This is a genomic window from Marinobacter bryozoorum, from assembly GCF_023156245.1.
GTDB classification, from domain to species: Bacteria; Pseudomonadota; Gammaproteobacteria; order Pseudomonadales; family Oleiphilaceae; genus Marinobacter; species Marinobacter bryozoorum.
In genome coordinates this window covers 45,475-51,750 of record NZ_JAKZAH010000026.1, presented here as the reverse complement: position 1 = coordinate 51,750, position 6,276 = coordinate 45,475, and the positions used below count along the sequence as shown (strand labels likewise).

The window sequence follows — 6,276 nt, the reverse complement described above, 5'->3', positions numbered from 1 at the left end:
TTCCCATCAGATTCTCCGGTGATGAAGAATTTTTACGCATTATGCCAGAAGGTGTCTCCTGCCGCGCAGACTCCTAGATGATAAATTCCTGCCAGTTGCTGTCCCCAGAAATAACTTTAGCCTTGACGGGTTTCGATTTCTGAAACTGATTTTTTAATCTGTGCCATCATATCACTTGGGAGCTCAGTGATATTCAACGACCCAATATCATGCAGCATATTGTTAGCTGCCTGTAGTGGGGCGTCTAAGGATAATTTCTGAAACAATAATCCTTCCTTCTTATCTATCTCTACACAACGGCTTATGAAAAAATAAAGATAATTAACAGAAGCCGATTCGGGGCTCTCACCATTATTAAAAAATATACGGCATAATACAAGAATCAAAAAGTAGTCAACGACATGAGAGTATTCCTTGATTTCTGGGAATTTAAAGTTCTCGATAGAATGGTGCATGCAGTTTATTAATCTCTGATAAACCTCTAAGTAATACGACCTAAAAGGTGATGGAAATTGGTTCACAAGCTGTGACGCTGTTTTGTCAGAAAGCTCTTTACCGAAGCTATTGATTCCCAGTAGTGCCTGATAATAACTCACGCCTATGCTGTGGCTTGATTCAAAGAAACGCCACTTGTTTTCGTTCAGATTGATGGAGACTTTGATTCTAGCAGGGTCGCGTGATTTAAAACCTTTTCTCTCTTTGCCAGATTCTTTTTGAGTGGGTTTTGAAGCTATTGGCGTTTCTGGGATAAATGTGTCAGATGTCAGCTGAGACTCATTGCCCAGATCCTCAAATTTGAAGACGTTATCTAGGAAAGGCACTTTTTCTTCGGCATTACTGATTACAAAATTAGCGAATGCGGGGTTGTGTGCGGATATTAACTCGTTTTCTTTTACAAGAATTGCCCAGATAGCGTATTCGACAGGGGTTTTAATATATTTTCCGGATCTTAGGTCCCTGAAGTACGCAAGATACGCTTGATTAACTATTGAGAAGCGTAGTTCGTTCTCATTCATGGCGTGGAGGAATCCACCAGAATCGGGAGAGGAGGGGTCGATGGACGCAACCTTTGCTCTGCCTTGATTCAGAATCTGTCCGAGATTTTTTTTGTAAGTATGGACAAATGGGTTAGCGTATTCATCTTTCATGCCCCATTCGTTAACCAGGTAATCTCTGATTTCGCGGGCTTCCAGGCTATAATCCTTTAGAAAATCAAATAAACCCATGATACGGTCCCTGCTACTACCAAAGATCTATGTCATTGACTTGTCGGCATACTGGTAAACGTACCCAAGTTTAGGGCACCCTGCAATAGAGAACAGAGGTGGGAGCTGAATGTCGAACATTGAACACAGAACCAAGCTCGGGTTGCCAGGCGGTCAAATGAACACGATTGGTTAACCCCGGTTGCGGTGGTAGTGGCTCTAACGATGTAGGATCATATAGCTGATGGACTCTGAGTTCGGTGCTGAGTGGCGTCCATGCAGACGGAACGTATTCCGCCGTTTAAAAGTACCATTCCGGTTGCCCGTTACAAAAAAACACCAAAAATGCAGGGTCGCTCAGCTTGTATGGGGAGTTGTATGACGAACCGGGTTTTTGTCTTTAATTGATTGATTAATAACTATAGTTAGATTCCCTTCACCCGCTCCAGAATTTCAGGCCACTCATCCAGCGGGTCCCGGGCCTGGCTGGCCTGTTGCCTTTGTCCGCCCCGGCTGGATTCAGTGCAGTTTCAGCCTCGGCTGCATGGCCCTGCTGACCCGGTCCATGGCCCAGATGATGGCAGTACGTACGGGCCCGTGCAGGGCGTTCTGGTGCATTCGGTACAGGGATGCATAGAACAGCCGGGCCACCTTGCCTTCCACATACATGGATCGTCCGGAGAGATTGCCCATCAGGTTGCCCACCGTGGTGTATCGGCTGAAGTTAATCAGCGAGCCATGGTCGTGGTACACGAATGGCACCGGTTCGCCGCCTTCAATCCGATGACGCAGTGTCTTGAACAGCGTATCCGCCTGCTGGTGCGCGGCCTGGGCCCGTGGTGGAACCGGGCGGTCGGAGCCGGGCTGTGGACAGGCGGCGCAGTCGCCGAAGGCAAAGATGTCCGGGTCGGTTACGGACTGCAGGGTCTGTTTGACCACCACCTGATTGCCCCGGTTGGTTTCCAGGTCCAGCTTCCCTATCCATTCCGGTGCCTTGATACCCGCCGCCCAGATGGTCATCTGTGACGGTATCTCGGTGCCATCCTTCATCACGATGTCATGCTCCCGGACTTCCGCCACGGGCTGACCGGTCAGTACCTGCACGTTCTGTCGTTCCAGCTCGCGGGTGGCGGCCAGTGACAGGCGGGCGGGCAGCGCGGGCAGGATGCGGTCCGCAGCCTCGATGACCGAGATCCGGATATCCTCGGGCGCCAGGTGATTCATGCCGTAGACCGGCAGCTCCCGGGAGGCCAGTCTCAGCTCTGCCGCCAGCTCCACGCCGGTGGCACCGGCGCCGATAATGGTGATGGGCAACTGGTGGTCCAGCCCTTCGCGGGCATTGTGGTTCTTGCGCAGGAAGGCGTTGAGCATCAGGTTATGGAATCGCCGGGCCTGGGGCAGGCTGTCCAGGAACAGGCAGTGGTCCTGGGCGCCGGGGGTGCCAAAATCATTGGCGGTGCTGCCCACGGAGATGACCAGGGTGTCGTAATGAATGTCCCGCTCCGGCACCACCTCGTTGCCGTCATTGTCCAGGAAGGGTGCAATGACAATCCGGTGATTCTGGCGGTCGAGGCCGGTCATGCGGCCGAGCTGGAACTCGTAGTGGTGCTTGCGGGCGTGGGCGCGGTAGTTGATCTCGTTGGCATTGGCGTCCAGGGAGCCGGAGGCCACTTCGTGCAGCAGGGGCTTCCAGACATGGGTCAGGCCGGCGTCCACCAGGGTAATGCGGGCCTTGCCCTTGCGCCCCAGCTTGTTGCCCAGGCGGGTGACCAGTTCCAGGCCGCCGGCGCCGCCGCCGACAACGACGATATGATGAGGTTCGCTCATTGACTGCTTTCCTGTAAGTAAAGACAGGCAGGGGTCCTGAGTTGGTCAGGGCCACTGGCTCTCTTCACTGATATCTGGGGAAGCCGCCGGTACCCTCGAACTTCCGGCCATGGGTGGCAGGTCGAGGGTCCGGCTGTTGTTATTCGGGTATCAGGGCAGGTCTGTTACCGCGCCGTTGGACGCCGAGCTGACGGTCCTGGCGTATTTCGCCAGCACGCCGCGGGTAAACCGGGGGGCCGGCGCCTGCCAGTTCTGGCGGCGACGCTGCAGCTCTGCATCGGTGACGTCCAGCTCGATGGTGTTGTTCACTGCGTCGATGGTGATTGTATCACCGTTCTCAACCAGCGCGATGGGTCCGCCTTCGGCGGCTTCCGGGGTGATATGGCCCACCACGAAGCCGTGGCTGCCGCCGGAGAAACGGCCATCGGTGATCAGCGCCACATCGCTGCCCAGGCCCTTGCCCATGATGGCGGAGGTGGGGGTCAGCATTTCCCGCATGCCGGGGCCACCCTTCGGGCCCTCGTAACGGATCACCAACACGTCGCCAGCCACCACGGTACCATCCATGATGCGCTCCTGGGCTTCTTCCTCGGAATGGAACACCCGTGCCTTGCCAGTAAAGTGGGTGCCTTCCTTGCCGGTGATCTTGGCCACGGCGCCGGTGGGTGACAGGTTGCCGTAGAGAATCCGCAGGTGGCTGTCTGCCTTGATGGGGTTGTCGAAGGCGTGAATGATGTCCTGGCCTTCGGGGTAGGCTTCCACCTCCGCCAGGTTTTCCGCCAGGGTCTTGCCGGTGACGGTCAGGCAGTCGCCATGGAGCAGGCTCCGGTCCAGCAGCATCTTCATCAGCGGCTGGATGCCGCCAATGGCCACCAGTTCTGACATCATGTAGTGCCCGGACGGCCGCAGGTCCGCCAGTACCGGTACCTTCTTCCCGATCTGCACGAAATCATCCAGGCTCAGCTCCACGCCCATGGTGCTGGCCATGCCCAGCAGGTGTAGCACGGCGTTGGTGGAGCCACCCAGGGCAATGACCACGGTGATAGCGTTCTCGAAGGCCTTGCGGGTCATGATGTCGGAGGGCTTGATGTCCTCGTCCAGCAGTTTCAGCACTGCGGCGCCGGCGGCTTCGCAGTCCGCCAGCTTGGTGTCGGATACCGCGTTCTGGGCGGAACTGCCCGGCAGGCTCATGCCCATGGCCTCGATGGCCGACGCCATGGTGTTGGCGGTGTACATGCCACCGCAGGAGCCAGGGCCGGGAATGGCGGTCTCCTCGATCTGCTTCACTTCGATCAGGTCCATGTTGCCCTGGGCGTGGGCGCCAACCGCCTCGAACACGGAGATGATATCGGTGTGGTTCTCGCCGGGCTGGATGGTGCCACCGTAGACGAACACCGAAGGCCGGTTCAGGCGCGCCAGGCCCATGACGCAACCGGGCATGTTCTTGTCGCAGCCGCCGATGGCCACCAGGCCATCAAAGCCCTCGCAGCCGGCCACGGTTTCAATGGAGTCGGCGATGACTTCCCTGGACACCAGGGAATACTTCATGCCCTCGGTACCGTTGGCAATGCCGTCAGAAACCGTGATGGTATTGAAAATCAGGCTCTTGCCGCCGGCCTGGTCGGCGCCCCTGGCCGCTTCCCGCGCCAGGCCGTCAATATGCATGTTGCAGGGGGTCAGGTTGCTCCAGGTGGAGGCAACACCCACCTGTGGCTTGCGGAAATCCTCGTCGGTGAACCCCACAGCCCGGAGCATGGCACGGCTGGCGGATTTACCCAGGCCGTCGACCACTGGGGCGGAATGGCGACGTCGCTTGTCGTCGGTCATGGTCTCTCTCTCCTGAAACGTTGTGTTCCAAGAGGTTAGTGCGTGGTGGGGTGCTGCGTAAAGGCGCCCAGGGCGGTAATGATGTCTTCGGTCAGGTTTTTTACGCTGTCTGTGTCGATGTCCCGCTGGGCCAGCGAGCGCAACCCCATGATCTGGGACTGTACCAGGCGGGCGAGCCGGCGGCTTTCTACGCCCGGTTTCAGTTCACCCTGCTCCCGTGCCCGTTCGAACAGCTCGGCCAGGTAATCTTCGACTTCCCGGAGGCGTCGGTTAACGAGGTCCCGAAGTTCCGGCTGGTCGGAAGTGACTTCCAGGAGGGTCTTCACGACCAGGCAGGCCCTTGCGGGAGAATCCGGAGCGGTAATCTGCTCCGTGAGGGATCTCAGGTAAGTGAAGATCCCCTCCATGATAGTTGGCGACTCTTCCAGTGCTCTGCCCATGGAGTTGGACATACGCCCTGTATACACCGCCAACGCTTCCCGGAACAGACCGTCCTTGTTGCCAAAGGTGGCATACAAACTGCCGGGCCGCATATCCAGCGCCTGTTCGATCTGTTTCATCGATGCACCGCCGTAGCCCCGTTCCCAGAACAGTCTGACGGCATCCTCCAGGGCTTTTTCCCGGTCATACTTGGCGATTCTTGGCATGGAACAACATCCGCCGGTCAGAATTTGTGCGATTATAACTTGAATGGTCACTCAAATACAGCTAGGGTGAGGTTGAATTTGAGCAATCATTCAAAAACGGAGGTTCCTATGACTGACTTTGCCTTGCACGATGTCGACTCTGCCCCCGAACGCGCCAAGCCCCTGCTGGAAGGTTCCAAAAAGAACATGGGCATGATTCCCAGCCTGCACGCCGTCATGGCAGAAGCACCTGGCCTGCTTGAGGGCTACCAGACCCTCCACGGCCTGTTCACCAACACCAGCTTCAACGCCAACGAACAGACCGTGGTCTGGCAGACGATCAACGTGGAGAACGAGTGCCACTATTGCGTACCCGCCCACACCGGCATCGCCAACATGATGAAAGTGCCGGAAGAGATTACCGAAGCCCTGCGCAACGAAACGCCACTGCCGGACGACAAGCTGGAAGCGCTGCGTGACTTCACCCTGGCGGTGGTCCGTAAGCGCGGTAAAGTCACAAAAGACGCTCTGCAGGCTTTCTACGATGCCGGGTATGAGCAACAGCAGGTGCTGGAAGTGGTCCTCGGCGTGGCCCAGAAAACCATGAGTAACTACGTGAACCACATCGCCGAGACGCCGATCGATGAGCCGTTCAAAAAGTTTGAGTGGACCAGGAAAAAGAGCTGAGGGAAGGCAGTAGTTGGTACCCGGGTAATACAACACCGCTGGGCTTTTGGGTCATTTGAAGCCCGATGACCCGGAGCCCCGATCTGGACAAGTCCGCCACGCAA

The 6,276-nt window shown here is 56.7% G+C and carries 5 protein-coding genes; 1 reads left to right on the top strand and 4 read right to left on the bottom strand.

What is annotated here, in order from left to right; all coding sequences use genetic code 11:
* Positions 1-116: 116 nt before the first annotated feature.
* The 4 genes from MLC59_RS13765 to MLC59_RS13750 form a co-directional block, all read right to left on the bottom strand.
* Positions 117-1,226: a hypothetical protein gene (locus MLC59_RS13765; RefSeq protein ID WP_248235125.1), complete on the bottom strand. Its 1,110-nt coding sequence runs from the start codon at positions 1,224-1,226 to the stop codon at positions 117-119.
* A gap of 498 nt (positions 1,227-1,724) precedes the next feature.
* Complete coding sequence (locus MLC59_RS13760) at positions 1,725-3,032, bottom strand: NAD(P)/FAD-dependent oxidoreductase (protein ID WP_248235123.1); 1,308 nt, start codon at positions 3,030-3,032, stop codon at positions 1,725-1,727.
* Between the two features lie 150 nt (positions 3,033-3,182).
* On the bottom strand, positions 3,183-4,859 hold the full coding sequence (gene ilvD / locus MLC59_RS13755) for a dihydroxy-acid dehydratase (RefSeq protein WP_248235122.1): 1,677 nt from the start codon (positions 4,857-4,859) through the stop codon (positions 3,183-3,185).
* A gap of 35 nt (positions 4,860-4,894) precedes the next feature.
* Complete coding sequence (locus MLC59_RS13750) at positions 4,895-5,506, bottom strand: TetR/AcrR family transcriptional regulator (protein WP_248235120.1); 612 nt, start codon at positions 5,504-5,506, stop codon at positions 4,895-4,897.
* Positions 5,507-5,614: 108 nt separating this feature from the next.
* Between MLC59_RS13750 and MLC59_RS13745 the strand changes: the two genes are divergently transcribed.
* Positions 5,615-6,172 (top strand): carboxymuconolactone decarboxylase family protein, encoded by a 558-nt coding sequence (locus tag MLC59_RS13745; protein ID WP_248235105.1) that lies wholly within the window; start codon positions 5,615-5,617, stop codon positions 6,170-6,172.
* The last annotated feature ends 104 nt before the right edge of the window (positions 6,173-6,276 follow it).